This is a genomic window from Kitasatospora viridis (genome assembly GCF_007829815.1).
Lineage (GTDB): Bacteria > Actinomycetota > Actinomycetes > Streptomycetales > Streptomycetaceae > Kitasatospora > Kitasatospora viridis.
In genome coordinates this window covers 483444-505722 of record NZ_VIWT01000001.1, presented here as the reverse complement: position 1 = coordinate 505722, position 22279 = coordinate 483444, and the positions used below count along the sequence as shown (strand labels likewise).

Genomic DNA, 22279 nt, shown 5'->3' with positions numbered 1-22279 from the left:
AGGGTGACCGAGGCTCGAACCGTCCAGAACCCTGGAGTTCTCACCCTGGAGAGGACCCGATGACCTCGGACCTGACATCCCACCAACTCGTCGCCGGACGGCCGCCGATCCCGATCGACTACCACCCGATCGACGGGCCCGCCCAGCAGCTGATGGTCAGCGGCGAGCAGCTGCACGCCAACGCCTGCCTCTACTGCGGCACCGACCAGCAGCAGCTGCACACCGCCGGGCACGCCTACACCCACAGCGGCGGGCTCGCCTGGGTGGTCGTCGCCTGTGCCGCGCACCTCGCGCTCGGGCGCGCCGAGGTGGCCCAATACCAGGCAGCGCAGTACGAGGCGGCCCGACAGGCGCTGGAGCAGGAGGACGCGCAGGCCCGCTGACGCCCCCGGTCCTGCTCCGCCGGGCGGGGCAGGACCGTCAGGCCGGGGCGCCGAAGTCCTGGGTCCACCACGGCCCGCCGGTGCCGAAGTGCACGCCGACCCCCAGCTCCCGGTAGTCGCAGTTGAGGATGTTGGCCCGGTGGCCCGGACTGTCCATCCAGCTCGCCATCACCGACGCCGGGTCCCGCTGGCCGCGCGCGATGTTCTCGCCCCAGGTGCTCCACTGGTAGCCGGCCGCTTCGATCCGCTGCTGCGGACCCGCGCCGTCCGGGTTGGTGTGGTCGAAGAACCCCCGCGACGCCATGTCGTCCGACTGCCGCTGGGCCGCCAGCTGGAGCTTTCCGTTGGTGGCCAGCGGGCCGCAGCCGGCCTGCGCCCGCTGGGTGTTCACCAGGTCCAGCACCTGGCGCACGTAGTCCGCCTGGGTCGCCGAGACGTCGCCGCGCCGGGTCGGCACCGCCTGGCTGGTCGAGGGGGCCGGGGCCGGGCTGCTGGGCGGGGCCGGGGCCGGAGCCACCGAGGCCGCGTCCACCTGGACCGGGGAGGCGGAGGACTGCGGCGGCGCCGGGTCGGCCGCCGCGAGCGGGGTGCCCGTCGCGCCGCCGTCCGACTGCCCCTCCCAGAGCAGCCCGGCCGCTGAGACCGCGACCACCGCGCCGAGCGCCGCGACCGCGATCCGCCGTCGGCGCACCCCCGCCCGGCCGCGCTGCCGGGCCCGCCGGCCGGACGGCCCGGGACGGTGCCGGCCGGCACCGACCACCGTGACCGCGCCGGCCGGCTGCAGCGCCGGCACTGCCAGGTGGGGCGGCGGCAGCAGCAGCGCCAGGCCGGCCAGCAGGCCCTCGGCGGGTACCAGCCCGCGGGCCGGCTCCTGGCAGTCGGCGCAGTCCCGCACGTGCCGGGTGATCCGCTTGCGCCACAGCGGCGCCGGTGCGCCGTCCCAACCCGCCGTCAGCTCGGCCAGCACCGGGCAGCCGGGGCGGGCGGCCAGCGCCCGGACCACCGTGCGGGCGCCGTCCAGGCGCTCCTTGACCCGCTGCACCCGCACCGCGGCGTGCTGCGGGCTGAGCTCCAGCGCCGCCGCCAGCTCGGCCCGGCTCAGCTGCCCGGCCGCCTCCTGCCACCACAGGGCCAGCACCTCGCGGTCCGGCCCGTCCAGCCAGCGGGTCGCCTCGGCGACCTCGCGGCGCTGCCCGGACAGGCCGAGCCGGACGATGGTCAGCTCGGCGAAGTCGCCGGCCGGGTCGGGCAGTTCGCCGAGCTCGTCCAGCCCGTCCGGCTGGCCGGCCTGGCGGGCCTGGTGGCGCCGGCGGACCTGGTTCATCGCGATCGCCACCAGCCAGCTGCGGAAGGAGCCCGGCTCGCGCAGCGCGGGCAGGCCGTCCACCGCGCGCAGCATGGTGTCCTGCACCACGTCGTCGGTGTCGGGGTGGCCGTCCAGCGCCCGGCCCACGATGTTGTAGACCAGCGGCAGGTGATCGCCCAGCAGTTCCTGGCGGGCCGTCGGATCGCCCGCCCGCGCCCGGTCCGCCAGCTCGCGGTACCTGTCCGTCTCCACCCGTCGCCCACCTTCTCCAGCCGGTCCACCTGTCCACTGCAGGAGACCCGCGGCGGGCCGCCGGATAACGGAAACCGGACAACTGGACCCGGCTGCCGCAGCGCCGCCGACCGATCGACCCTAACCCGGGCCCAAGGCGGCGGGGCCCGGTCAGTCGGTGCGGGCGGGCGGCAGCCGGAGCACGAACCGGGCGCCCCGCTCGGCGTCCTCGGCGTTGAGCGTGCCGTGGTGGTGGTAGGCCAGGTCGCGGGCGATGGCCAGGCCGAGCCCGGCCCCGCCGTGGTCCCGGCTGCGGGCGTCGTCGAGCCTGGTGAAGCGCTCGAAGACGCGCTCGCGGTCGGCCGGCGGGATGCCGGGACCGTCGTCGGTCACCTCCAGCACCGCCAGCCCGTCCTCGGGCGCGCGGGTCAGCCGGACCTCGACCGTGCGCTCGGCGAACCGCTGGGCGTTGTCCAGCAGATTGGTGACCACCCGGGTCAACCAGAGTCCGCTGCCGATCACCTGGACGTCCCCGGCCAGCTCGGCGCGGATCGGCAGCCGGTCGCCGCGGCGCTTGTCGATCGCCTCGCGGACCAGCTCGGTCAGGTCCAGCGGCTGGCTGGGCAGCGGCTCGGCGGCGTCGATCCGGGCCAGCAGCAGCAGGTCGGCGGCCAGGTGCTGGAGCCGGTCGGTGTCCTCCAGCGCGCCGCTGATCAGCTCCGGCCAGGCGGCCGGGTCGCGCACCGCCAGCGCCACCTCCAGCTGGGTGCGCAGCACGGTGATCGGGCTGCGCAGCTCGTGCGAGGCGTCCGCGATGAACTGGCGCTGGCGCTGGCCGGAGGACTCCAGCCGGTCCAGGGTGGCGTTCATGGTGAGGGCGAGCCGGGCGATCTCGTCGTGGGTGGCCGGCACCGGCACCCGGCGGTGCAGGTCGCGGTCGCTGATCTCGGCCACCTCGGCGCGGATCGCCTCGACCGGGCGCAGCGCCCGGCCGGTCACCCACCAGGTGACCCCGGCCACGGTGACCAGCAGCAGCGGCACGCCGACCAGCAGTGCGGCCGAGGTGGTGTTGTCGGCCGCGTCGGCGTCCCGCAGCGAGGTGCCCGCGTACACCGTGACCAGGCCGCCCTCGGTCTCGGTGGTGACCTGGACCACCCGCTGGCGGTAGTCGTCGCCGAGCGGGCCGACGTCCCAGGTGGAGCGGATGGTGCCGGGCACGGTCGGCCGGGTGGGGGAGATCGGCGGATGGCCCGTCAGGTTCTGACTGGAGGTCAGCACCTGGCCGCTCTCGCTCACCACCTGGATGAAGTCGGCGCCGTGGGTGGGCGGCAGCAGCGGGTCCAGCTTGCCGGCCACCGCCGCCTGGGCCACCGCGGCGGCCTGCGCGTCGGCGTCCGCCTCGGCGTTGTGCAGCAGGTTGGCGTCCAGCAGGCCGAGCAGCGAGAGTGAGGCCACTGCCAGGGCGATCGCCACCACGGCGCTGGCGCCCAGGGTGGCCCGGGCCCGCACGGTCAGCGGGCGCAGCCGGGCCAGTCCGCGGCGGCGCGGCCGGGGGCCGGTGGCGAGCTGGCGCGGCGGACGGTCAGCCACCGTCGGCCGCCAGCCGGTAGCCCGCCCCGCGCACCGTCTCCAGCGCGCTGCGCCCGAACGGCGCGTCGATCTTGCGGCGCACCGCGCTGATGTGCACCTCGACCACGTTGGGGTCGCCCTCGAAGGCGCTGTCCCAGACCTGCTCCAGGATCTCCCGCTTGGGCACCACCTCGCCGGCCCGCCGGGCCAGGTACTCCAGCACCGCGAACTCACGGGCCGTCAGCTTGATCGGGGTGCCGCCGCGGGTGCAGGAGTGCCGGGCGGGGTCGAGCAGCAGGTCGCCGAACTCCAGCACCTGCGGGCGGCGGCGGCCGGTGCGCCGGGCCAGCGCACGCAGCCGGGCGACCAGCACGACGAAGGAGAACGGCTTGGAGAGGAAGTCGTCGGCGCCGGTGTCCAGGGCCTCGGCCTCGTCGTACTCGCCGTCCTTGGCGGTGAGCATCAGGATCCCGGCCTCGTTGCCGGCGGCCCGCAGCCGGGCGCAGACCCGGTAGCCGTTGACGCCGGGCAGCATGATGTCCAGCACGATCACGTCGTAGTCGTGCTCGCCGGCCAGCCACAGGCCCTGCGGGCCGTCGTGCGCCACGTCCACCGTCATGCCCTCGGCCTGCAGCCCGCGCTGCAGCGCCGCGGCCAGCCGCTTCTCGTCCTCCACCACCAGTACCCGCATGCGTTACAGGATCCCAGGCGGCCCTGGCCGATTGCTGAAGACCCCTTCAGCTGTCTTCAGCTTGGCTTCAGGTGGGCCCCACCATGCTGGGCGCGGAAGTTCGATGGAAGGATTCGGTCCCGGGAGCCGGCGCAGGCCTCGGCCGGACCGACAGGTGGGACAACGGGGACGTATAACCGCGTGTTTGTTGGCTGAGCTGTCGGGGGGTGGACACCTGGTGTCCGGATGCCATCCACGCGGACTCCCGTTGGGCGCCCTACCGTCACGTGCCTGACCGGCCCGATCACTCGGGCCGGCTCCGAAAGGGATCTCGGGGCCGGTCCGTCCGGTTCGTGGTCCGGTCGGCCGGCTATCCGATCAGGAAGGCCAGGCAGGGGTCCCTGTACATCCGTACGACGCAGTGAGTCGCGGGTGCGGCTCCGTCATGGGCGGGTGCCGGATCCGCCTGGAAGGAGCCTGATGCGGTCGAGTCAGCCGAGCCGGATCACCGTCGTGTCCGCGAGCGTGGGGGCGGGCCACGACGGTGCCGCCCGGGAGCTGGTGCGCCGCCTTGAGGCGGCCGGCTTCGAGGCCGAGTGCCACGACTTCCTCGACCTGCTGCCGCCGGGCTGCGGACGACTGCTGCGGGCCAGCTACGCGCTGGAGCTCAAGGTGGCTCCGTGGGCCTGGGGCTGGCTGCTCGGCGGGCTGGAGAAGAACCGCTCGTCCTCCGGGATGGTCGGCTCGCTCTTCGCCCGGGCCGCGGCCCGCCGGACCAGGAAGCTGGTCGGCGCCGGCACCGCCGCCGTGGTCTCCACCTACCCGCTGGCCAGCCAGGCGCTCGGCCGGCTGCGCCGCCGGGGCGAGGTCGAGGTGCCGGTCACCACCTTCCTCACCGACATGTCGGTGCACCCGCTCTGGGTGGCCGAGGGCGTCGACCTGCACCTGGCGCTGGACCCGGTGGCGGCCGCCCAGGCCGCCCGGCACGGCGCCACCGACATAGAGATATGCCAGCCGCTGGTCGGTCCGAAGTTCCGGCCCGCCCGCTCGGCCGCCGAGGTCGCGCACGAGCGCGCCCGGTTCGGCCTGCCCGTGGACCAGCCGGTCGCGCTGATCACCGCCGGCTCCTGGGGAGTTGGCGAGGTCGAGCAGACCGCCCGGGAGATCGCCGCCGCCGGAGTGGCCGTGCCGGTCACCGTCTGCGGCCACAACACCGCGCTGCGGGACAAGTTGACCGCCGCCGGCACCGGGATCGCGCTCGGCTGGGTGGAGGACATGCCGGCGCTGATCCGGGCCAGCGACGTGGTGGTGCAGAACGCCGGCGGGCTCACCTCGCTGGAGGCGATGGCCAGCGGCGTCCCGGTGGTCAGCTACCGCTGCCTGCCCGGCCACGGGGTGACCAACGCGGCCGCCCTGGATGAGGCCGGCCTCGCGGTCTGGATACGCGACGAGAAGAAGCTCGCCCCCGCGCTCACCGAGGCGATGACCGGCCCGGCCCGCCACTGGCGCCGCAGCGCCCCCGCCGCCGACCACGTGATCGCCGAGCTGGCCGGTGCCCAGGCACCCGCCGCACCGGTCCTGGAGGTGGCCTCGTGAGGACGACCCGTGCCCTCGCCCTGACCGCCGGCGCCCTGGCGCTCGGCCACGGCCTGCCCGCGCTGACCTCGCTCGGCCCGGTCCGCCCGCTGCTCGCGCCGAAGTTGAGCGGCCCCGGCGACCCCGGCCACGTCGCGCTCACCTTCGACGACGGGCCCGACCCGGCCTCCACCCCGCTCTTCCTGGAGGAGCTGGCGAAGACCGGCACCAAGGCCACCTTCTTCCTGCTCGGGCAGATGCTGGAGAAGGCCCCCTGGCTGGGCCGCGACCTGGTGGACGCCGGCCACGAGGTGGCCGTGCACGGCTGGGCGCACCGCCCGCTGCTGATCCGCGGCCCGCGCGCCACCCTCGACGACGTCACCCGGGCCAAGGACCTGATCGCCTCGGTGACCGGCCAGGAGCCGGCCTACTACCGGCCGCCGTACGGCGTGTTGAACAGCGCCGCGCTCTACGCGGCCCGCCGCAACGGGCTGCGGCCGGTGCTGTGGACCCACTGGGGGCAGGACTGGACGGCCAAGGCCACCCCGGACTCGGTGCTGCGCACGGTCACCCGCGGTTCGCTGGCCGGGGCCACCCTGCTGCTGCACGACTCAGACTGCACCTCCGCGCCGCAGGCCTGGCGGTCCACCCTGGGCGCGCTGCCGCGGGTGCTGGAGCGGTGCGCCGAGCAGGGGCTGAAGGTCGGCCCGCTGCGGGAGCACGGGCTGCGCTGAACGCGGCTGACCTGGCGCCAGGTCGACAGGACGTCAGGTCGATGATGTGACGTCAGAGGGGGCGGACCCGGCCGGGTCCGCCCCCTCTGACGCGTTCTCAGGCCTGCGGGGCGAGCACCACCGGCAAGTGGCGGTGGCCGTTGGAGATGAAGGACTCCACCGGAGTCAGGTCGGCCCCCTCGGCCAGCGCCAGCCCGGGGAAGCGCTCGAACAGCGCCGGCAGCGCGACCTGCGCCTCCAACCGGGCCAGCGGGGCGCCCAGGCAGAAGTGCGCGCCGTGGCCGAAGGCCAGGTGGTCCTTGTCGGTGCGCAGCAGGTCGAAGGCGTCCGCGTCCTCGCCGTGCACCTGCGGGTCCCGGCCGGCCGCCGCGTAGGCGGCCAGGATCGGCTCGCCCTGGCGGATCAGCACGTCGCCGGCCTGGACGTCGCGCACCGCGTAGCGCAGCGGCAGGTTGGCCACCGGGGACTGCACCCGCAGGGCCTCCTCGATCACGTCGTTCCAGCCCGCCTTGCCCTCGCGGACCAGGGCCAGCTGCTCGGGGTGGGTGAGCAGCAGGTGGATCGCGTTGTCCAGCAGGTTGACCGTGGTCTCGTGGCCGGCACCGAGCACCAGCAGCAGGGTGTCGATCAGCTCCTGCTCGGTGAGCGAGCCGCCGTCGCCCTCCTCGGAGTCGTCCCGGGCCGAGATCAGCATGCTGGCCAGGTCGTCGCCGGGGTGCTCGCGCTTGTGGGCGGCGAGTTCGGCCAGGATCCCGTAGATGCGCTCGCCGTTGGCCACCGCCGCCTCGGGGGCGATGCTGGTGTCGAAGATCGCGTCCACGCACTCGCGCAGCCCCGCGTGCAGGTGCTCCGGCACCCCGAACAGGTCGCAGATCACCTGGATCGGCACCGGGTAGGCGTAGGCCTCGCGCAGGTCCACGGTCGCACCGGCGGGGACGTCGGCGAGCCGGTCCAGCAGCTCGGTGGTGAGCGCCTCGATCCGCGGCCGCAGCCGCTCGGTCTGCCGGGCGGTGAAGGCGCCGGCCACCAGGCGGCGCAGCCGGCGGTGGTCCTTGCCGTAGGCGGTGAACATGTTGTTCGGGGTGACCCAGATAGCCAGCGGCCAGTCGGCGGGTATCTCACCGTCGACGAAGGCGGTCCAGTGCTGGCGGGCGCTCTTGGAGACGTCCGGGTCGGCCAGCAGTTGCTTGACCAGCTGCTGGCTGGCTACCGACCACGCAACCACGCCACCAGGGAGCTCCACCTGGGCCACCGGCCCGTCCTGGTGGACCCGGCGGGCCTCCCCGTAGATGTCACTACCGCTGGGGTCGAGGCGGAAGGGGCAGCGGTCGGGTTCCATGCGGGGTCTCCTGAGGCGTCGTCGGATCCGGGGGGAGCGGGTACGGCGGGCGCGTTGCCGGAGGCGGCCGGTCGGGCCGCCGCCGGCACGGCGATCTGGGTGGTCACGGTGGCCGGCGGGAAGCGCACCGGCAGCTCGGCCAGGGCCCGGTGGAACGGGCCCGGCCGCCAAGTCAACTCATCCGCCTTGACGGCGAGTTCGACGTCCGGCAGGCGGTCCAGCAGGCGCTCCACGGCGACCGAGGCGATCAGCCGGGCGTGGCTCTGCGCCGGGCAGGCGTGCGGGCCGGCGCTCCAGGCCAGGTGGGCCCGGTTGCCGGTGCGCGGCGAACCGGCCAGCGCCGGATCGGTGTTGGCCGCCGCGAAGCTGATCACCACCGGCTCGCCCTCGGGCAGCCGCACCCCGGCCAGCTCGACGTCGCGGACCGGGAAGTGCACCGCGTAGTTGGCCATCGGCGGGTCGGTCCAGAGCACCTCGTCCAGCGCGTCCTCCACCGGCAGGCTGCCGCCGGCCAGGTCGCCGGCGAACCGGTCGTCGGAGAGCAGCAGCCGCAGCGTGTTGCTGATCAGGTTGAGCTGCGGCTCGGTGCCGGCGCCCATCAGCAGCACCAGGTGGTGCAGCATCTCCTCGTCGTTCAGCCCGGCCTGATGGGCCATCAGCCAGCTGGTCACGTCGCTGTCGGGGTTCGCCCGCTTCAGCGCGACCAGTTCCAGCAGCACCTCGGTGAGCTCCTGGTTGGCCCGCTCGGCGTCGATGCCGTCGAAGATGCCGGTCATGCCGCGCACCAGGCGATCGCCGAAGTGCTCGGGGGAGCCGAAGAGTTCGTTGAAGACCAGGAGCGGCAGCGGGCGGGCGTAGTCGGCCACCAGGTCGGCCTCGCCGTGCCCGGCGAAGCCGTCGATCAGCCGGTCGCAGGCCCGCTCCACGTAGTCGCGCAGCGCGTTGGGGTCGATCCGGTCCAGCGAGTCGGTCACCGCGCCGCGCAGCCGGGCGTGCGTGTCGCCGTCCGAGAAGAGGCAGTTGGGACGGTAGGCCATCATCGGCACGGCCGGGTTGTCCGGCGTCACCCGGCCGTCCGCCAGGCCCTTCCAGCGCCGCGGGTCCTTGGAGAAGGTCTCCGGGGTGCGCAGCACCTCCAGCGCGGCGTGGTAGCCGATCGCCAGGGTGGCGGTGGCGCCGGGGTAGAGCTCGACCGCGGCCAGCGGGCCCTCGGCGGCCCGCAGCCGGGCGTAGACGCCGGCCGGATCCTCGGCGAACTCCGGCCCGTACAACGGCATGGTGTGCAACTGCGGCTGGTGGGCCGGGCAGCCGGGCGGCGGCGTGGGGTCGTTCACACGTGCTCCAGGGTGGCTTCTTGACCGATCAGGTACTGGACGAGCGAGATCAGTGCCCGGGTGGCCGACTCCGGGTCGCGGGCGTCGCAGCTGACCAGCGGGGTGCCCGGCAGCAGGTCGAGGGCCTCGCGCAGCTCCGCCTCGGCGAACTCCGGTGAGCCGTCGAACCTGTTGACGGCCACCGCGTACGGCAGGCCGTGCTCCTCCAGCAGGTCCATCACCGGGAAGGAGTGCTCCAGCCGCCGGGTGTCGGCGAGCACCAGGGCGCCCAGCGCGCCGAGCGCCATGTCCCGCCAGAGCGGGGTGAAGCGCTGCTGGCCGGGGGCGCCGAACAGGTAGAGCACCAGCTCGGGGTTGAGGGTGAGCCGGCCGAAGTCCATGGCCACCGTGGTGGTCTGCTTGGCGGGCACCCCGGTCAGGTCGTCGACCAGCACGCTGGCCTCGGTCATCGGCTCCTCGGTGCGCAGCGGCTCGATCTCCGAGAGCGCCCCGACGAAAGTGGTCTTGCCGACCGCGAAGTGACCGGTGATCAGCAGTTTGACGGCGGTCTGCACCTCCGCCCCGAGGTAACTGACCTCAGAGTCGGGCACGGAGCCCATCCAGAACCTCCTGGAGCAGCTGGGACGCGGGGAGTTGGGCGCGCGGAACGGGCGCCCGGGTGATCACGTGGCCGGAGTCCACCAGGTCGCCGAGCAGCACCTTGCAGACGCTGGCGGGCAGCCGCAGGTGGGCGGCGATCTCGGCCAGCGAGAGGGTGCCGTCGCGGACCAGCAGCACCAGCCGGCGGTGTTCGGGCCCCAGGCCCGGCAGCGGCCGGTCCGGCACCCCGAGCACCAGGGTGACCAGGTCGAAGGTGTTGCGCGAGGGCTCGGAGCGGCCGTTGGTGACCACGTACGGCCGGACCAGGCCCTGTTCCCGGCGCGGGCGGCTCACCGCACGACCCCCGCGTCCGCGCGCCGCGGTGTGCTGAGTTCGCGGCCGAGCCGGTCCACCAGCTTCTGCATCCGGTAGCTGACCGCCTCCATGTCCACCGAGGCGCCGGCCGAGACCGCCAGGTAGGCGCCGGGGCCCGCGGCCACCAGGAAGACGTAGCCGCCCGCGAACTCGATCAGGGTCTGCTGCCAGGCGCCGGGTTCGGCGCCGAGGAAGCCGTTGGTGCTGCGGCTGATCGACTGCACCCCGGCCAGCGCGGCGGCCTGCCGGTCGGCCTCGTCCCGGGTGATGCCGGCGGAGTGGGCGCGCAGCAGGCCGTCGGCGGAGAGCAGGATGGCGTGCCGGGCCTCGGGCACCTGCAGCACGTCATCCAGCATCCAGCCGAGGTCGGTGTTCGGGCGGCCGTTCATCGTGCTCTCCTAGCGGGCGAAGCGGTGCTGACTGTTCGTCAGTCGGAGGGTCCGGGCTGGGCTCAGCCGTGCCGGTCGTCGGGGTCGCTCTCGCGGCCGGCCCGGGTGCCGCGGGCGAAGGCGCCCAGGCGGCGGGCGGTGGCCTCGGCGTCCCTGGCCCACTGCTCGGGGGTGCCGGACGCATGGTCGGCCGGTTCGGTGTGGTCGGCCGAGCCGGTGCGGGCCTCGTGCTCGGGCTGCTCGGCGTAGGCGGCCGGCTCGCGCCGGCGGCGCTTGGGCAGGCCGCCGGCGGTGCGCTGGGTGATCGGCGGTGAGGTGTGCTCGTGGGCGGGGGTCGGCTCGGCGGCGGCGGGCAGGTGCCAGTCGTCGCCGCGCGGGGTCGGCGGTGCGGCGGGCGCGGGGGCCGGGGCGGGTACGGCGGTGGACACGGGCGGCTCCGGGGCGAGCTGGGTGAGCAGCGCGGTGGGCAGGAAGAGCACCGCGCGCACCCCGCCGTAGGGGGAGCGGGTGTCCACCGAGACGCTGAAGCCGTAGCGGGCGGCCAGCACGCCGATCGCCGCGAAGCCGAACTGCGGCGGGTCGCCGAGCTTGGTGACGTCCACCGAGCGCTGTCCGGTGAGCAGTTCGGTGGCCAGCTGCACCTCGCGCGGGTCCATGCCGACGCCGGCGTCGTCGATCACCACGCAGGCGCCGTTGTGCGCGGGCTGCAGGTTGACCTCGACCGTGGTGTTGGGCTGCGAGTGCCGGGCCGCGTTGTCCATCAGTTCGGCGACCGCGAGCACCACCGGCTCCACCACCCGGCTGATCACCGCGAGTTCGACCTGGGTGCGGATCTCCACCCGCTTGTAGTCGCGGACCCGGCCCTTGGCGCCGCGCACCACGTCGCTCAGCGAGGAGGCCGAGCGCTGCCGGCCGGGCCAGGAGCCGCAGAGCACCGCGATGGCCTGGGCCCGCCGCCCGAACTGGGAGTTGGTGTGGTCGATCTCCAGCAGGTCGCGCAGCACGGCCGGGTGGTCGTGCCGCTCCTGCATCTGCGAGATCGCCATCTGCTGCTCGTTGGCCAGGCCCTGGAGCGCCCGCACCGCGCCCTTCAGGGCGGCCTTGGCGTTCTGGTCGGCGCGCACCTGGGCCCGCTCGACGGCGCTGCCGAAGTGCTCGGCCACCAGCTGCACGCTGGCCGCGAACTCGGTTCCGGCCAGCAGCGGGTCGACTCCGCCCGGCTGCTGCACGGTGGCCTGGCCCAGGGTCGGCAGCCGGACCGCGGCGAGGCGGTGCGCCTCCTCGTCCCGGGCCCGGACGGCCGCCCGCAGCCGGGTCAGCGAGGCGGCCTGGGACCGGGTGGTCCGCCACTGGCGGAGCAGCAGCACGAGGGCCACCAGCAGTACGGCGCCCAGGCACCAGGTCACCGGCTGGGGTATCTGTGACATCAAGTTCCTTGCACGGCCGTTCGGTTCACGACCCGAACGGAGGCGGGCCGAGTGGGGAGCTCAGGCGCCGTTCATCCAACCACATTGACGACTGGTTGTCAGAGAACCGTCTCAGCCTGTGACCTGATGGTCCGTTTGTGATCGGAGTGGCTGGAATCATTCGCTCGGCGGGGCCCGAAGTAGGCATTACCATCCGGACCATGACTGAGGCCGCCCGCGGAACCGACCCCTCCGCCGCCGGGGAGCAGCCGTTCGCCGACCACTACGTGGTCTGCGGGGCGAACGCCCTGGCCCACCGGCTGATCCTGGAGCTCACCGAGCACTACGAGGTCCCGGTGGTGGCGGTGGTGCCCGACCGCAGCCGGGATCACGCGCCGCGGATCGAGCAGCTGGAACAGGTCGCCGCGGTGCTGGAGTTCCCCGGCGTCACCCAGGAGGCGCTGGCGGCGGCCGGGGCCGCGACCGCCCGCGGGATCGCCCTGGTGGACGGTGACGATCAGGCCAACATCCACGCCGCGATGAGTGCCCAGGGGATGAATCCGGAGATCCGGATCGTGCTGCGGATGTTCAACCAGCGCCTGGGCGAACAGATCCAGACACTGCTGAAGAACTGCGCCGCGCTCTCCGGCTCCGCCACCGCCGCCCCCGCCTTCGCCAACGGTGCGCTCGGCCGGCCCAACTCGGTGCAGGTCGGCGACCGCTACCTCTACGTCGCCCACGACCCCGACGAACTCGCCGGGCACCTGTGCGTGGCCGCCGACCGGATCGACCGTCAGGACCTCGACCGGCTCCGGCTGCTACCCGAGACCGAGTCCGCCGCCCGCCCGTTCATCGAGCTGGCCACCGCCTTCGGCGAGGGCGGCCCGATCGCGGTGCGGGTGCCGCAGCAGGGCGAGGACGGCGAGCCGCCGGCGGCGCGGGTGCAGCCGGACCGCGAGGAGGGCATCGCGGTGCTGCAGACCCTGACGACCGAGCCCCGGGCGCGGGTGCCGCTGCCCTCCCGGCTGCGCTACCGGATCCTGGACGCCCTGCGGTTCTTCACCGGCGCCCGGATACGGCTGGTGCTCTGCACCGCGTTCGCCGCGATCCTCTCCGCCGCGGTGGTGATCTGGCACTTCAACCACAGCATCGGCTGGACCGCCTACCTGACCATGCTGGACGCGGCCGGCTCCGCCCAGCCGGACCAGATGAGCGACCCGACCGGCGGCACCGGCGGGTTGTGGCAGCGGGTGGCCCAGGTGGTGATCACCTTCAGCGGGATCGCGCTGCTGCCGGTGCTCACCGCGATCGTGGTCGACGTGCTCGCCTCCGGCCGCCGCGGCCTGCCGCGCAGCCCGAGCGCCGGCCTGCGCGGGCACGTGATCGTGGTCGGCCTTGGCAACGTCGGCACCCGGGTGGCCCAGCAGCTCAACGAACTGGGCGTGCCGGTGGCCTGCGTCGAGATCGACCCGCAGGCCCGCGGCGTGGCCGCGATGCGCCCGCTCGGCATCCCGGTGGTGGTCGGGGACGGCCTGCTCGCCGACCAACTGCGCTCCGCCCGGGCCAAGTACGCGCGCGCCGTGGTCGCGGTGACCAACGACGACGCGGTCAACCTGGAGGCGGTGCTGGAGGCCCGGGCGCTGCGCGAGGACATCCGCTCGGTCGTGCGGCTGTTCGACGACGACTTCGCGCACCACGTCTACGCGACCATCGGCAACGTCGCCTCCCGCTCGGTCTCCTACCTGGCCGCGCCGGCGTTCGCGGCCGCGCTGATGGGGCGTGAGGTGCTCGGCACCCTCTCGGTCTTCCGCCACGTGCTGCTGATCGCCGAGCTGACCGCCGACCCGGGCAGCCCGCTGGTCGGGATGAGCCGCAACGACATCGAGGCGATCGGCGGGCTGCGGGTGCTCGCCGTCCGGCTGGCCCGTGCGCCGCAGTCCTACCAGTGGGGCTACGCCGACCGCAGCCGGGGCCTGGCCGCCGGTGACCGGGTGGTGGTGGTCGCCACCCGGGGCGGCCTGGCCCGGCTGAACACCGCGGCGCCCGAGACCGTGCTCGCCGAGAGCGCCTCGAACTGACGGCGTCTCGAACCGACGGTGTCTCGAACTGACGGTGTCTCGAACTGAGGGTGTTCGCCGGCGTCGGCCTCAGGGCATCAGGTGGGCGCGCCGCCAGATCCGGGCGGTCGAGTCGTCGATGATGCCCAGCTCGGTGAAGAAGGCCACCGCCTTGCGCGACCAGTCCAGCTTGGCGGCCTGCCAGTGCGGGTTGGCCCGGGCGGCCCGGCGGGCCTCCTGCGGGTCCAGCCCGGCCAGCGCGTAGACCCGCGGGTTGACGCACTCGCGCACCGCCTCGGTGACCAGCAGCGCCAGCACCCGGCGGAACAGGGCCTTGCGCGGCGCGCTCATCGCGGCCCAGCGGCGGGCCAGTTCGGGCTTGGCGTAGCCGATGTGCCGGGCCTCCTCGACCACGTGGATCCGGGCCACCGAGCGGGCCAGCGGCTGCAGCGAGTCGTCCCGGATCATCTCGCGCTGCATCGCGTCGGCGAACTCCTCGACGAACACGGCGCCGGCCAGCGTCAGGGCGATGTCGTTGATCATCAGGTGGATCCGGCCGCGCCGCTCGGCCCGGCGGGACGGGCGGGCCGACGGGTACCCGGTGGCGGTGATGTAGCGGGCGAACATGGTGGAGTGCCGGCACTCGTCGGCGACCTCGGTGAGCGCGTACTGGGCGTGCCGGGTGGTCAGGTCGGCGTCGTAGACGTGCCGGATCAGACCGTTCATCAGCAGCAGCTCGAACCAGATCCCGGCGGCGGTGGTGCTGGCGAACTGGTTGGTGCTCAGCCGGGCGCGCTGACGGTGGCTCATGGACTCCCACAGCCCGGTGCCGTAGAGCGTCACCCGGTGGGCGGGGAGGGCGAACTGATCCGGGTCGATCGGGGCGGACCAGTCGATCTCGGTGAGCGGGTCGTAGGAGTGCTTGGCGGAGGCGCGCAGCAGGCGTTCGGCGTTGCGCTCGCGCTCCGCCGCGGGATCGGCGGTGGTGGTCACGGGGCGGCTCCGGCGGTTCCGGTGAGGAGGGTGGGGGAGGTGGGGACGCTGCGGGGGTCGGGAGCGGCGGGCGTCGGCGCGGGGAAGCCCAGTGCGCGCAGCGAGAAGGCGATCAGGGCGGGGACCAGGTCGGCGGGGGCCCGGCCGTCGGCCAGCGGCCCGACCAGCGCCTCGCCGACCCCGCCGACCAGCAGCGCGGCGGTCAGTTCCGGGTCCTGGGCGGGCAGTCGGCCGGCCGCGGTGCCCTCGGCGACGGCGGCCGCGATCACGTCCCGGAAGGCCCGGCGGAAGACCAGGCGCTCGGCCTCCACCTCCGGGTCGACCGGCTCGGCGAGCAGCGCGTAGGCGAGCCTGGGCGCGCCGAGCGCGCGACCGGCGAAGGTGCCGATCACCGAGGCGACTTGGGCGTGCAGGTCGCCGCCGTAGGCCGCGGCCTCCCGGACGGCGGCCACCTCGCGGCCGACCACGCTGCGGAACAGCTCGGCGACCAGCTCGGCCTTGCTCGGGAAGGAGCGGTAGACGCTGCCGGTGGCGATCCCGGCCCGCTCGGCGACGGCGGCCACCGAGCAGGCGGCGTAACCGCGTTCGGCGAGCAGCTCGGTCGCGGCGGCGAGCACGGTCGCGCGCTGGGCGTCGAGCCGGGCTTGGACGGCGGGGGTCTTCCGGTAGGCCACGGCAAGAAGTGAAGCAGTGATTCACTGCTTCAGCAATAGCCTTGGCTGCCTCGGATTCCTTGGGATTCCTCGGGTGCGCTGGGGCTTTTGCGGGCGTCAGTTCCAGACGTCCCGGACCGGCGCGGCGTCGGCGGCCGCGCCGGCGTGCCCCAGCCCGTACATGTCCTCGACGGTGCGCAGCACGGTGAAGTGGTCGATCGGCTCGCCGTAGCTGCCGATCCGGACCGGACCGCCGTCGAAGAAGGTGGCGATCCGGTTGCCCGGGGAGCCGTCGTTCTCGTCGAAGGTGGTGATCAGCAGGCTGTCGTGCTGCCGGGCCCACTGGACGTACGGGTCCAGGTGCGTGCGCAGCCAGCCGTCCGCGGTGCTCAACGGGCAGTCGTGGGCGTCGTCGCAGAGGTTGGGGATCACCCAGGAGACGGTGGGCAGCCGGTTGAAGTCGGTGGGGAAAGCGGTGAACGGCGCGCTGTCGCCGGCCGGCACGTTGCTGAAGTCCAGCCAGGGCACGTGCTTGCGGGCGTACTCGCCGGCGGCGCAACTCGACCGGTCGGCGGGCAGGTTCTCCGCGTAGCCGGTGAAGCCCAGCCCCTTGGCGGCGAGTTCGGTCGCCAGGTTGTCGGAGCCGAAGGAGTGCGGGCAGGAGTCGTCGGTCACGCCCTGGTCCGAACCGGCGAACAGGTCAAGGTAGTTCGGCTGGCTCGGGTGGGTGATCGCCGTCGAGTCGGTGAACTGGGCTCCGGTGCGGGCCAGTTGGTTGAGGTAGGGGGCGCTCGGGTTGCCGAGCACCGCGTCGGCGGCCTGGTTCTCCAGCACCACGACCACCACGTGCGCCGGGCGCGGCAGGCCGCCGCCGCTACCGGACCCGCCGCTGCCGCTTGTGCTGCCGCCCGAGCAGGCGGCCAACAGGCCGAGTGCGCCCGCCAGAACGGCGATCCTGCCCGGCGGGCGCACGACGGCCTCCTCGACTCGAAGGGTGACTCGAACGGTGACCCGGACGGTCAGTCCACGGGCTCGGCCAACGAGAGGCCGAACCGGCCCTCGGGGTCGGTCCACCAGTGCCGCAGCGCGAAGCCGGCCGTGGCCAGCTCCGCGGCCACCCCCTCGCGGCGGAACTTGGCCGAGATCTCGGTGCGCAGCTCCTCGCCCTCGGCGAACTCCACGGTCAGCTCGACCCCGGGAACCGGCACCCGCTGCGCCCTGACGGAGCGCAGCCGCATCTCGATCCACTCCTGCTCGGCGTTCCACAGCGCCACGTGCTCGAAGGCCTCCGGATCGAACCCGGCGTCCAGCTCGCGGTTCAGCACGTTCAGCAGGTTCTTGTCGAACTCGGCCGTCACCCCGGCCGAGTCGTCGTACGCCGCGACCAGCACCGCCGGGTCCTTGACCAGGTCGGTGCCGAGCAACAGCGAGTCCCCGGGAGACAGTTCGGCCCGCAGCGCGGTCAGGAACGCGGACCGCTCGGCCGGGTTCAAATTGCCCAGGGTGCCGCCGAGGAAGGCGACCAGCCGGGGCGCCGGCACCTCGCCGGGCAGCCCGAGGCTGGCGGTGAAGTCGTTCAGCACCCCGTGCACGGCCAGCCCCGGGTAGTCCTCGGCCAGCCGCCGCCCGGCCTCGCGCAGCGCGCTCTCGCTGACGTCCACCGGCACGTACTCGCGCAGGGTGCCGAGGGCGCCCAGCGCGTCCAGCAGCAGCCGCGTCTTCTCCGAGGAGCCGGAGCCCAGTTCGACCAGGGTCCGGGCCTTGGTCGCGGCGGCGATCTCGTCGGCCCGCGCTGTCAGGATCGCCCGCTCGGCCCGGGTCGGGTAGTACTCGGGCAGCCGGGTGATGTCCTCGAACAGCTCGCTGCCCCGCTTGTCGTAGAACCACTTCGGCGGAAGCGACTTGGCGGGCGCGGTCAACCCGCGCCGGACGTCCTCGCGCAGCGCCCGGGCGAAGTGGTCGGACGGGAGCAGGCGGGTGAGTTCGAAGCTGGTCATCGGATCAGACTCTCCTTGCGGCTCGGCAGCGGCGGTTGGACGCGGCTCGGTTCCAGCGGGCGGACCACCACGGCGTCGGGGGTGGCGAGCAGGACGGACCGGTCGGGCACCGGGGTCCAGCCGGGGCCGTCGTCGCCCGGCTCGGAGGCGACCAGCACCGATCGGCCCGGCTCCAGACGGTGGAACAGGGTGTCGCCCCAGGCGGTCGCGGCGATCACCCGGCCGTCGGTGACCAGCAGGTTGAGCCGGGCCTCGGTGTGCTCGACCACCTCGGCCACGACCCCCGCGAGCGCCTGCTCGACCGGCTCGCCGGCCCGCAGCCGACGCAGCAGCAGCGCCCAGACCAGCGCCGAGTCGCAGTGCGCCGCGAGCCCGAGCAGCTCGGCGGGGTCGAGCAGCGCGGCCAGTGCGCCGAGGCCGTTCGGCCAGCCGGCCAGCGCGCCGTTGTGGCTGAACAGCCAACCGTCGGCGGCGTAGGGGGCGGCGGCGCTGCGCTCCGGAGTGGTGCCGACGGTGGCCGAGCGGACCGCCGCCAGCAGCGCCCGGGTGCGCACCACCCGGGCCAGGTCGGTGAAGTTCTCGTCGGACCAGATCGGTCCGGCCTGCCGGTAGCGGGCCGGCAACGGGTCGCCGTCGGCGTACCAGCCCAGGCCGAAGCCGTCCGCGTTGACCGTGCCGAACCGCTGCAGCCGGGGCGACCAGGATTGCCGGTGCAGGCCGTAGGGCGGCTCCACCAGCAGCTCGGCCGGCGTCACCGGGGCACCTAGGTAGGCGAGATGACGGCACATCAGGCACGTTCCGACAGGTCGCGGGCGGTCCGGAAGCCGGCGAAGATCTGCCGTCGGATCGGGTAGTCCCAGTTCCGGAAGGTGCCCCGGCAGGCCACCGGTGCGACCGCGAAGCTGCCGCCGCGCAGCACCTTGTACTCGGCCGGCCGGTCCGGCCGGGCGAAGAAGACCTCCGAGTACTCCCGGTACGGCCAGGCCCGGAACCCCGGGTAGGGGGTGAAGTCGCTGGCCGTCCACTCCCACACGTCGCCGATCAACTGCCGTGCTCCGCAAGGAGCCTGGCCGGCCGGGTAGCTGCCGACCGGGGCCGGCTGGAGGTGGCGCTGGCCCAGGTTGGCGTGCTCCGGGCCGGGCGGCTCGTCGCCCCAGGGGAAGCGGCGGGAGCGGCCGGTGGCCGGGTCGTGCCGGGCGGCCTTCTCCCACTCCGCCTCGGTGGGTAGCCGGCGGCCGGCCCAGGCCGCGTACGCCTCGGCCTCGTAGAAGGTGACGTGCAGTACCGGCTCGTCGCCCGGCACCGGCTCGGTGCGGCCGAACCGGCGGCGCAGCCAGACACCGTCCTGCTGGAACCAGTGCAGCGGGGCGCAGAGGTCGGCCTCCTGACGGTGGGACCAGCCCGCGGCGCTCCACCAGTGCGGCCGCTGGTAGCCGCCGTCGGCGATGAAGGCCTGGTAGGCGGCGTTGCTCACCGGCACGGTGTCGATCGCGAAGCCCGGCAGGTCCACCTGGTGGGCGGGGCGCTCGTTGTCCAGCGCCCACGGCTCGGTGTCCGTTCCCATGGTGAACGGGCCTGCGGGGACAAGGACTTCGCTCGGCAGCGGGTCACCGGGAGCCGGCGCGGGAGCCGGCGCGGCGAGCACCGGCTCGCCGGCGCGGAGCTGATGGGTGATCAGCATCGTCTCGTCGTGCTGCTGTTCGTGCTGGGCGATCATGCCGAAGGCGAATCCGGCCCGCAGCAGCGGCGGTCCGGAGAGTTCCGCGCCGGCCAGCAGGTCCAGCACCCGACCGCGCACCTCGCCGGTGTAGCCGCGGGCCTCGGTGGGCGGCAGCAGCGGCAGCGCGGGCCGGTCGGCGCGCGGGTGCTGGAAGGCGTCGTAGAGCGGGTCGATCTCGGGGTGCATCGGGTCCTGGCCGCCCACGTTGCGCAGCAGCCAGAGCTCCTCCTGGTTGCCGATGTGCGCGAGGTCCCAGACCAGCGGGGACATCAGCCGGGAGTGCTGCGCGACCAGGTCCGCGTCGTCCACCGCGTCGGTCAGCAGCGCGGTGCGCGCCCGGGCGGCCAGCAGCTCGTCGGCGATCGCCTCGCGCAGCCGCTCGTCGCCGCCGTCGGGGTCGATGACGGTGGGGTTCAGCACGGTGCGTCCTCTCGGGAGGGGTGCTCAAGCAAGTCGTCGGCCGGACATCGGCCACGGGACGGGTAGCGCTCCGCGAAGGCGGCGAGCGCGGAGCGGATCCCGCCGTCCACGCCCGCCCGGCCCAGCGCGGCCTCGGCGGCGGCGAAGCAGTCCAGCGCCGCGCGGCGCAGCACCGGGTCGGCCATGCCGCGGGTGGCGGCCCTGGACCAGGCGGGGCCGCGCGGGCCCGGCTCGGCCAACGCGGCGCTGAGCGGCTCCAGCGCCGCCTGCGCGGCATCGGTGGCCCGGGGGTCGGCGAAGAGCGCGGCGGCCAGCGCGGCCGGCACGATCCAGCCGTCGTCCGGCTGCGCGTCGATCATCCGCAGCTCCAGGTAGCCGCGCGGGCGGACCGGCGGGAAGAGCGTGGTGGTGTGGTACTCCAGGTCGGCCAGGGTCGGGCGCTCCGCCTCGGGACGGCGCAGCCAGTCGCGGAAGGTGAGGCCGGATGGGGCGCTCCACGGCGCGCCGTCGGCCCGGCGCACGCAGAGCACCTTGGCGTCCAGCACGTAGCGGGCCCAGGCCTCGCGCGGGTCGCCGGCCCCCGGGGCCTGGGTGCGGGTGCGGTCCATCCGGGCCCAGACGGCCTGCCGGGCGGACCGGTAGCCGGTCGGACGGCCGTCCAGCAGCGGGGAGTTGGCGAAGGCGGCGACCAGCACCGGGCCGAGCCGGTGGGCCAGCCGCCAGCGCTCGCGGAAGTCGGTGCTGCCCGGGGCCTCGGTGCCGGCGTCCAGGCAGACCTGGGTGGAGGCGGTGGCGCACATCATGATCCGGCCCCACGGGCCGGCGCGGTCGAAGAACTCCTCCATGGCCAGGTAGCGCGGCTGGCGCAGGGTCACCTGACGGTCCTTCGGGTGGGGCTCGACGCCGTAGCCGACCAGGCTCAGGCCTTGGGCGGCGAAGGCGGCGCGGAGGGCGGCGAGGTCCGCGCCGGTGGTCCGGATGCAGGCGACGAGGCCGTCGGCGGCGGGGGAGCTGAGCTCGACCTGGCCGCCTGGCTCGCGGGTGATCCGGGAGCCGCCGGGGAGCACGGGGTGCTCGGTGTACTGGGTGTGTTCGGTGTGCTGTTGCTTGCCTTGGTGGTTCTCGCCGCGGTCGGGGTGCTGGTGGTCCAGGGCGGCCAGGGCGGCGGCGATGCGTTCCGGATCCGGCGCGCGGTCGGGCTGTTCGGAGTCGTGGACGAGCCATTCCAGCTCGACCCCGATCCGGGCGGGCGGCCCGATCTTGAAGCACGTGCTGGCGACGAAGGCCTCCGCGGTGGACTCGGTCAGCGGGGTCACGGTCGGCGGCGCTTGGGGTGGTGCACTGGGGGGTTGGGTCGACGGTCGTGCGACGTTCACGTGCAATCACGTCCTCTGCTGAACCGGCGATGACCACGCGGGCACGGGCAGCCCGCACTTCTCGATCCAGTGTGCGACCGGTCACGCGCAGTTGCCCGACACGTGGTCGTATGTGCTGGATTCCCCACGCCCGCCCGGGGCAACCGGGTGAGGTGAGGCGGCTCACATCGTCGGAAAATCCGGTGGACCGGAAATATGTGGGGACCATCTCCCCGTTTGCCGTACAGTCGATGGAAGTGGGGGATGAGTCCCCAGATCGACGAGCCAACGAGGAAGGGAGTGCGGTCATGGACATGCTCGACGTAACGGCGCCCGTGTGTGCCACCGCCCCCGACCCGGCGGCCGACACCGTCGGTGCCGACGCCGTCGGCCCTGACGCCGCGAAGCCGGTCTGCGCCGCCGCGCCCCGGCTGCGCGCCGACGCGATCCGCAACCGCGAGCGCATCGTCGCCGCGGCGGGGCAGCTCTTCGCCGACGAGGGCGCGGACGTTCCGCTGGACGAGATCGCCCGGCGGGCCGGCGTCGGCAACGCCACCCTCTACCGGAACTTCCCTGACCGCACCGCGCTGATCCACCAGGTCGCGCTCACCGTCATGGAGCGGATCCGGGACCGGGCCCGTGAGGCGGTCGCCGGCGGCGGCGACCCGTTCGAGGCGCTGTGCGCGTTCGTGCACGCCACCGCGGACGAGAAGATCGGCGCCCTGTACAGCATGCTCTCCGACCACGTCACGGCCGAGGCCGAGGAGGAGTACTTCGGGATCAAGGCCGAGACCGACCAGCTCACCGCCCAACTGATGACCCAGGCCCGGGAGGCCGGCACGCTCCGGCCCGACGTCGGGCCCGGCGACCTGTTCGTCGCGCTGGGTCGACTCGCCAGGCCGATGCCCGGCGCCCACTGCCTGGTCCTGGACCAGGCCGTCACCATCCACCGTCACCTGCAGCTGTTCCTGGACGGACTGCGGGCCCCCGCGCCCTCGGTCCTGCCCGGCCACGTGATCACGCTGGAAGAGCTGCGCCGGAACCACTGATTTCCGTCCGGGGGGACCTCCCGGACCCGTACATCCGGGAGCACCTCCCGGGCCGCGTACATCCGGGAGTACCTCCCGGGCCACGTACATCCCCGGGCGCAGCCCCACCGCGCCCGTCGTAAAGCACCGATTCCTGCCGTTAGGT

At 74.1% G+C, this 22279-nt stretch carries 21 protein-coding genes; 5 read left to right on the top strand and 16 right to left on the bottom strand.

Annotated features, from left to right (window positions below; translation table 11 throughout):
• Window positions 1–59: 59 nt before the first annotated feature.
• Window positions 60–383 (top strand): hypothetical protein, encoded by a 324-nt coding sequence (locus tag FHX73_RS02330; RefSeq protein WP_145903015.1) that lies wholly within the window; start codon window positions 60–62, stop codon window positions 381–383.
• A gap of 37 nt (window positions 384–420) precedes the next feature.
• Here the strand turns inward: FHX73_RS02330 and FHX73_RS02325 are convergent, their stop codons facing one another.
• The 3 genes from FHX73_RS02325 to FHX73_RS02315 form a co-directional block, all read right to left on the bottom strand.
• Window positions 421–1941 (bottom strand): sigma-70 family RNA polymerase sigma factor, encoded by a 1521-nt coding sequence (locus FHX73_RS02325; protein ID WP_145903014.1) that lies wholly within the window; start codon window positions 1939–1941, stop codon window positions 421–423.
• 150 nt (window positions 1942–2091) lie between these two features.
• Entirely contained in the window at window positions 2092–3444 is a 1353-nt protein-coding gene (locus FHX73_RS02320) for a sensor histidine kinase (protein WP_145908010.1), read from the bottom strand.
• Window positions 3445–3502: 58 nt separating this feature from the next.
• Window positions 3503–4180: a response regulator transcription factor gene (locus FHX73_RS02315; protein WP_145903013.1), complete on the bottom strand. Its 678-nt coding sequence runs from the start codon at window positions 4178–4180 to the stop codon at window positions 3503–3505.
• 459 nt (window positions 4181–4639) lie between these two features.
• Between FHX73_RS02315 and FHX73_RS02310 the strand changes: the two genes are divergently transcribed.
• Both FHX73_RS02310 and FHX73_RS02305 read left to right on the top strand, forming a co-directional pair.
• The gene (locus FHX73_RS02310) at window positions 4640–5755 is read left to right on the top strand and encodes an MGDG synthase family glycosyltransferase (RefSeq protein WP_170304810.1); all 1116 of its coding nucleotides are present in this window, start codon (window positions 4640–4642) and stop codon (window positions 5753–5755) included.
• Window positions 5752–6468 (top strand): polysaccharide deacetylase family protein, encoded by a 717-nt coding sequence (locus FHX73_RS02305; protein WP_145903011.1) that lies wholly within the window; start codon window positions 5752–5754, stop codon window positions 6466–6468. Before FHX73_RS02310 ends, FHX73_RS02305 begins: the two co-directional genes overlap by 4 nt.
• A 97-nt stretch (window positions 6469–6565) precedes the next feature.
• On the opposite strand, the gene FHX73_RS02300 is transcribed toward FHX73_RS02305, so the two are convergent.
• From FHX73_RS02300 to FHX73_RS02275, 6 genes are all read right to left on the bottom strand, one after another.
• Window positions 6566–7720: a cytochrome P450 family protein gene (locus tag FHX73_RS02300; RefSeq protein ID WP_246213309.1), complete on the bottom strand. Its 1155-nt coding sequence runs from the start codon at window positions 7718–7720 to the stop codon at window positions 6566–6568.
• Window positions 7675–9084: a cytochrome P450 gene (locus FHX73_RS02295; RefSeq protein ID WP_246213756.1), complete on the bottom strand. Its 1410-nt coding sequence runs from the start codon at window positions 9082–9084 to the stop codon at window positions 7675–7677. Before FHX73_RS02295 ends, FHX73_RS02300 begins: the two co-directional genes overlap by 46 nt.
• Window positions 9085–9137: 53 nt before the next feature.
• On the bottom strand, window positions 9138–9740 hold the full coding sequence (locus FHX73_RS02290) for a GTP-binding protein (protein ID WP_145903009.1): 603 nt from the start codon (window positions 9738–9740) through the stop codon (window positions 9138–9140).
• Complete coding sequence (locus FHX73_RS02285; protein WP_145903008.1) at window positions 9718–10074, bottom strand: DUF742 domain-containing protein; 357 nt, start codon at window positions 10072–10074, stop codon at window positions 9718–9720. Before FHX73_RS02285 ends, FHX73_RS02290 begins: the two co-directional genes overlap by 23 nt.
• The gene (locus FHX73_RS02280) at window positions 10071–10484 is read right to left on the bottom strand and encodes a roadblock/LC7 domain-containing protein (protein WP_145903007.1); all 414 of its coding nucleotides are present in this window, start codon (window positions 10482–10484) and stop codon (window positions 10071–10073) included. Before FHX73_RS02280 ends, FHX73_RS02285 begins: the two co-directional genes overlap by 4 nt.
• A 62-nt stretch (window positions 10485–10546) precedes the next feature.
• Window positions 10547–11914: an ATP-binding protein gene (locus FHX73_RS02275; RefSeq protein WP_145903006.1), complete on the bottom strand. Its 1368-nt coding sequence runs from the start codon at window positions 11912–11914 to the stop codon at window positions 10547–10549.
• Between the two features lie 197 nt (window positions 11915–12111).
• Here FHX73_RS02275 and FHX73_RS02270 point away from each other — a divergent pair, with 197 nt between their 5' ends.
• Window positions 12112–13968: a potassium channel protein gene (locus FHX73_RS02270; RefSeq protein WP_145903005.1), complete on the top strand. Its 1857-nt coding sequence runs from the start codon at window positions 12112–12114 to the stop codon at window positions 13966–13968.
• A gap of 69 nt (window positions 13969–14037) precedes the next feature.
• Here FHX73_RS02270 and FHX73_RS02265 read toward each other — a convergent pair whose 3' ends face one another.
• The 7 genes from FHX73_RS02265 to egtA all read right to left on the bottom strand — a co-directional run bounded on the left by FHX73_RS02265 (window position 14038) and on the right by egtA (window position 21046).
• A complete protein-coding gene (locus FHX73_RS02265) occupies window positions 14038–14940 on the bottom strand; it encodes an AurF N-oxygenase family protein (protein WP_145903004.1) in 903 nt (300 codons plus the stop codon).
• Complete coding sequence (locus FHX73_RS02260; RefSeq protein WP_145903003.1) at window positions 14937–15614, bottom strand: TetR/AcrR family transcriptional regulator; 678 nt, start codon at window positions 15612–15614, stop codon at window positions 14937–14939. Before FHX73_RS02260 ends, FHX73_RS02265 begins: the two co-directional genes overlap by 4 nt.
• Before the next feature lie 96 nt (window positions 15615–15710).
• Entirely contained in the window at window positions 15711–16565 is an 855-nt protein-coding gene (locus tag FHX73_RS02255; protein WP_145903002.1) for an alkaline phosphatase family protein, read from the bottom strand.
• Between the two features lie 47 nt (window positions 16566–16612).
• Window positions 16613–17590 carry an L-histidine N(alpha)-methyltransferase gene (gene egtD / locus FHX73_RS02250; protein ID WP_145903001.1) on the bottom strand — a complete coding sequence of 326 codons (978 nt, stop codon included), beginning with the start codon at window positions 17588–17590 and terminating at the stop codon, window positions 16613–16615.
• The gene (gene egtC / locus FHX73_RS02245) at window positions 17587–18378 is read right to left on the bottom strand and encodes an ergothioneine biosynthesis protein EgtC (protein ID WP_145903000.1); all 792 of its coding nucleotides are present in this window, start codon (window positions 18376–18378) and stop codon (window positions 17587–17589) included. Before egtC ends, egtD begins: the two co-directional genes overlap by 4 nt.
• On the bottom strand, window positions 18378–19727 hold the full coding sequence (egtB, locus tag FHX73_RS02240; RefSeq protein ID WP_425461427.1) for an ergothioneine biosynthesis protein EgtB: 1350 nt from the start codon (window positions 19725–19727) through the stop codon (window positions 18378–18380). The genes egtC and egtB overlap by 1 nt, the downstream gene beginning before the upstream one ends.
• Window positions 19724–21046 (bottom strand): ergothioneine biosynthesis glutamate--cysteine ligase EgtA, encoded by a 1323-nt coding sequence (egtA, locus tag FHX73_RS02235; protein WP_145902998.1) that lies wholly within the window; start codon window positions 21044–21046, stop codon window positions 19724–19726. Before egtA ends, egtB begins: the two co-directional genes overlap by 4 nt.
• A gap of 347 nt (window positions 21047–21393) precedes the next feature.
• Here egtA and FHX73_RS02230 point away from each other — a divergent pair, with 347 nt between their 5' ends.
• Complete coding sequence (locus FHX73_RS02230; protein WP_246213308.1) at window positions 21394–22134, top strand: TetR/AcrR family transcriptional regulator; 741 nt, start codon at window positions 21394–21396, stop codon at window positions 22132–22134.
• The last annotated feature ends 145 nt before the right edge of the window (window positions 22135–22279 follow it).

Bases quoted from the DNA above. Each gene is read 5' to 3' on its own strand.
- FHX73_RS02330 (WP_145903015.1), top strand. From the start codon at position 60: ATGACCTCGGACCTGACATCCCACCAACTCGTCGCCGGACGGCCGCCG.
- FHX73_RS02315 (WP_145903013.1), bottom strand. From the start codon at position 4,180: ATGCGGGTACTGGTGGTGGAGGACGAGAAGCGGCTGGCCGCGGCGCTG.
- FHX73_RS02310 (WP_170304810.1), top strand. From the start codon at position 4,640: ATGCGGTCGAGTCAGCCGAGCCGGATCACCGTCGTGTCCGCGAGCGTG.
- FHX73_RS02295 (WP_246213756.1), bottom strand. From the start codon at position 9,084: ATGCCGTTGTACGGGCCGGAGTTCGCCGAGGATCCGGCCGGCGTCTAC.
- FHX73_RS02290 (WP_145903009.1), bottom strand. From the start codon at position 9,740: ATGGGCTCCGTGCCCGACTCTGAGGTCAGTTACCTCGGGGCGGAGGTG.
- FHX73_RS02280 (WP_145903007.1), bottom strand. From the start codon at position 10,484: ATGAACGGCCGCCCGAACACCGACCTCGGCTGGATGCTGGATGACGTG.
- FHX73_RS02270 (WP_145903005.1), top strand. From the start codon at position 12,112: ATGACTGAGGCCGCCCGCGGAACCGACCCCTCCGCCGCCGGGGAGCAG.
- egtD (WP_145903001.1), bottom strand. From the start codon at position 17,590: ATGACCAGCTTCGAACTCACCCGCCTGCTCCCGTCCGACCACTTCGCC.
- egtC (WP_145903000.1), bottom strand. From the start codon at position 18,378: ATGTGCCGTCATCTCGCCTACCTAGGTGCCCCGGTGACGCCGGCCGAG.
- FHX73_RS02230 (WP_246213308.1), top strand. From the start codon at position 21,394: ATGGACATGCTCGACGTAACGGCGCCCGTGTGTGCCACCGCCCCCGAC.